The following is a 3,934-nucleotide window of genomic DNA, read 5'->3' on the forward strand; positions in this document are numbered from 1 at the left end:
GGGGGTTTGCATGGGCGAAGATCCATCTCGACGGCGGGAGCGATAATTAAGGATAGCGTTGGTGGCTGAAACCAAGGGCGTGACCATCTCAGGTCTGTGTTTATATTTCCAGCGACCTGAGGTGAAAGGCCTGAAGTTTCATCGTCGCGAGTCCTACATGAAGCTCGAAATGCCTCACTACCGCGCTGATCTCGTGCGGCTTAGCCAAACGGACCCCATCTCCGCTCGGCTTGGTGCGTGTCACAGTCGTGGCGATCTATCCTCCATGTGTAATCCACTTGACACAGTCCATACCCCCAGTGATATCGTTTTGATGTTATCTCGGCACAGGGACCGCATGAGGAGTAACAGCCGAAAAAATTCTGCTGATCCATTCTGAACAATGAGGTCAGGGTAGTCAGGCGTAGTGAAATGGCGTCAAAAAGCCCCTGCGGCACCCACGTACGGGGCATTTTTTTCCAAAGCCAATGTGGAAGCCGGGTCGATTTACGCCCCCTACTTGCCATCTGCCATCTGCCATCTGCCATCTGTGAACGGGTGTAGTGAATCCCCTTGGTTCGTAGTTACATCTAATAGTCGACTATTGATCGAACTTGGCTAGTCGCCAACGTCGGCTTTGGATTGTAACCACGCAACTTCAGCAGGATTGAGAATAGTAGGCGCACCGATTTTTCAAACCAAGCAAGCGTTTGACATGAGCATGTACGAGGATGGGTTGCGCCTCGAGTTACTGCTTGGAATTTAGCCCGTGGCAGAAGCCGCTTTTTTAGCAGTAAAGACAGGAGAGTCTAATTGGCAACAGTTAATGGAAAGACGGTAAACGGGTCCACCATTTATGGAACCACTGGCTACGATATAATTTATGGCCGCAACATCGCCGAAGTGATTTATGGCGATAATGGTGACGATACCATTTATGGCGATGATGGTAACGATACGATCTATGGTGGCAGTGGGGCGGACAATCTGTATGGCGGCAACGGCAACGATATCCTGGACGCTGGCACTAGCAGTAATAACGTCCTTACAGGCGGCGCAGGGGCAGATACTTTCGTCATAAATCGTGGTGCCAATTATATAGAGCAAACCATCACGGATTTTGACGTATCCGCAGATCGGCTGGATCTTCGTCAGGTCGGCATCTCCGACATCGATACGCTTAATCGCCTGTTTGAAGTCAATTACTATGACAAGCTTTTATTGACGATCAATACTAACGGTTATTATTCGACGACCACGCTGAACAATCTTTGGGCCACCGGGATTGGCGAGTTGGACGCGTCCAATGTACTTCTCAATACGACCGTCAAAGACGATATTCTGACCGCAACCTCAAAGAGCGACCTGTTCGGCGGGTTGGGTAATGACAGGCTTACAGGTTCCTCGTCCGGCGACCGCCTTTTTGGCGAAAGCGGCAATGACACCCTCTTCGGCATGGCTGGGAATGACCTTTTGGTCGGTGGTGCCGGCAACGATACCCTGAACGGTGGCGCCGATGGAGATGTGCTCGAAGGCGGTAGTGGCAACGATATCCTGAACGGTGGCACCGGGAGCGATCAGCTCATCGGCGGGGCTGGTAGCGACGTATTCATCGCTCAGCAGGGAAGCAATTATTACGACGCGACCCGAGTCGTCGATTTCAGTCTCGCGGAGCAGGACAAGCTCGATGTCCGCGCGCTCGGGATCAGTGATATCGATAGCCTCAAGCGCCTGGTTGAGGCGGGGGACGACAAAGGTGGCGATGTCATCACAAATTGGAACGGCGGCTACTCGGCCGAGCTGGTGCTCACGGGAGTATCGATCGCCGACCTGACAACGAGCAACCTGCTCCTCAATACCAGCACGGCCAACTCTAGTCAGTTCGCCACTGGCAAAAGCGATTTGTTCGGTGGCCTTGGCAACAACCGTCTCGTTGGCTCCTCGTCCAGCGACCGCCTGTTCGGCGAAGGCGGCGCTGACACCCTTGAGGGGGGCGATGGTTACGACCTGCTGGTGGGTGGCAGCGGTAACGATAGTTTGTTCGGTGGCAATGGTAACGACACACTGGAGGGCGGCATTGGCGACGACAAGCTCGATGGTGGCGACAACTATGACATCCTCAAGGGGGGCGCCGGAAACGACACTCTGAATGGCGGCCTGGGAGACGACGTATTATCGGGCGGCACCGGTAATGACTTGCTGATCAGCAGTCTTGGCGACGACTTTCTGGACGGCGGTGAGGGCATCGATACCCTGTCCTACGCAGCAGAGGGATTGGCGCTCAACGTCAATCTCAGCCTCACGGGCGAGCAGCGTGTCGTGGCATCCCGTTACGAGGATGATCGAATTCTCAATATCGAAAACGTTATTGGTGGTTACGCGAACGATCGCCTGGTGGGCAATGCCTATAACAACAGCCTCGATGGAGGCAACGGTGACGATACACTCAGTGGTGGACTTGGTAATGACACCCTGCGTGGTGCGGCTGGCAATGACACCCTAAATGGCGGTGGCGGCGTGGACACGGCTACCTACGAGGGGGCAACTTCTGCGGTCAAAGTCGACCTGAACATCACGACGGCCTCCCAGAATACACTCGGTGCAGGTGTCGATCGCCTCCTCTACATCGAAAATCTCACTGGTTCCAGCTACGCCGATACTCTGAAAGGCGATGCGGCAGCCAACGTGTTAACGGGCGGACTAGGCAAGGACACCCTCACCGGCGGCGCCGGCAACGACATCTTCGATTTCAACGCCCTCGCTGAAACGGGGCTGACCAGTGCCACCTGGGACATCATCACCGACTTCGTCCGCGGAGCCGACAAGATTGACCTGTCGACGCTCGATGCCAACACGGCGACGATCACCAACGAAGCCTTCACCTCGATCATCGGCAGTACCGTTGCCTTCAGTGCGGCCGGCCAGTTGAAAGTTTCAGCGGGCGTGCTCTACGGCAATACCGATGCCGACAGCGCCGCCGAGTTCGCCATCCAGATCACCGGTATCAGCAGCGTGACGACGGCGGACTTTATACTTTAAATTGCGGATCTGGCATCTGACAGGGTGACTCGTAGCGGGTCACCCTTGATTTTCCAGAAGTATCTGACGGCCTCCTTTTGGCCGTTTTCTGCTTTTGGCCAACTGCAGTTTCGGGTCGATTGCAGCCGATGATGACAGGCTGCAGTCGGCCAGAAACAGCACCGGGCGAAGCCTTTTGTCTCGTCCTGAAACAGGTTTACACCAGTTTCACCCAAACACCTCCAGCCATCGGAGGGACGGCAAGAGACTAGACCAGTCGAACGACTATGGCGACGGCGGCAAAGATTGCCAGTGCCAGCGCGGCACCGATGCTGAACGGCAACACAGCAGAGCGGATCGCGCTCGGGGCGGGACTACGCATCTCTTCGGCAAAAGCTGCAACGTCGCGGTGCAGTTGTTCAATGCTGGATTGATTCGTATGTTGTGTGGACATGCGGCTACTTCCTGTGTGAGTCACGAGTCGTGTCTGCCGTGGCGAGTACGAATGCTCAAAACTTCGCCCAAAGGCTGACAGCGGCGACGATAGCGGTCACCGTACCAGCCCCCACCGCGATCGGGTACCAGAAGGACTCTTGCCTGAGCTTGCGTTCTTCTGCCGTGAGTTTGCGGGTTTCGGCCATGGACCTTCGGATTTCGACTTGCAGTTTATCGAGTTCCAGATTGTCGCGGTCGTTTTGTAGCATGGCTCATCCTATCGGGCTTTGCTGTTCAGAAGGTTCTCGCCGTACGGCCGGTGATCCTCCCTTTTTGCCTGGTCAGTATTTCCCGTTTTTCACTGTTGGAATAGCGGGTTACTCCTGCCGAAGTTGTAGGCAAAATCCGAGAATGGAGTCGAAAAAGAAAAGCTGATGGCTCCCCCCCCCGAGTGCCAAACGACCCTGCCCACAGTCGATTAGCTAAACTTCATCAGTAAATC

Annotated in this window: 3 protein-coding genes; 1 reads left to right on the forward strand and 2 read right to left on the reverse strand. The window is 55.0% G+C overall.

Annotation, left to right across the window (positions count from 1 at the left end):
- The first annotated feature begins 792 nt into the window (after positions 1 to 792).
- Positions 793 to 3,018: a M10 family metallopeptidase C-terminal domain-containing protein gene (locus tag KGA88_RS00250; protein ID WP_263295966.1), complete on the forward strand. Its 2,226-nt coding sequence runs from the start codon at positions 793 to 795 to the stop codon at positions 3,016 to 3,018.
- 247 nt (positions 3,019 to 3,265) lie between these two features.
- Here the strand turns inward: KGA88_RS00250 and KGA88_RS00255 are convergent, their stop codons facing one another.
- Positions 3,266 to 3,451 (reverse strand): hypothetical protein, encoded by a 186-nt coding sequence (locus KGA88_RS00255; protein ID WP_110661134.1) that lies wholly within the window; start codon positions 3,449 to 3,451, stop codon positions 3,266 to 3,268.
- 55 nt (positions 3,452 to 3,506) lie between these two features.
- Positions 3,507 to 3,701 carry a hypothetical protein gene (locus KGA88_RS00260; RefSeq protein WP_110661133.1) on the reverse strand — a complete coding sequence of 65 codons (195 nt, stop codon included), beginning with the start codon at positions 3,699 to 3,701 and terminating at the stop codon, positions 3,507 to 3,509.
- Between the last annotated feature and the right edge of the window lie 233 nt (positions 3,702 to 3,934).

This window comes from Pseudomonas sp. A-R-19 (assembly GCF_019956575.1).
GTDB lineage: Bacteria > Pseudomonadota > Gammaproteobacteria > Pseudomonadales > Pseudomonadaceae > Aquipseudomonas.

Coding starts and splice junctions, on each gene's coding strand:
- KGA88_RS00255 (WP_110661134.1), bottom strand. CDS start 3,451: ATGTCCACACAACATACGAATCAATCCAGCATTGAACAACTGCACCGC.
- KGA88_RS00260 (WP_110661133.1), bottom strand. CDS start 3,701: ATGCTACAAAACGACCGCGACAATCTGGAACTCGATAAACTGCAAGTC.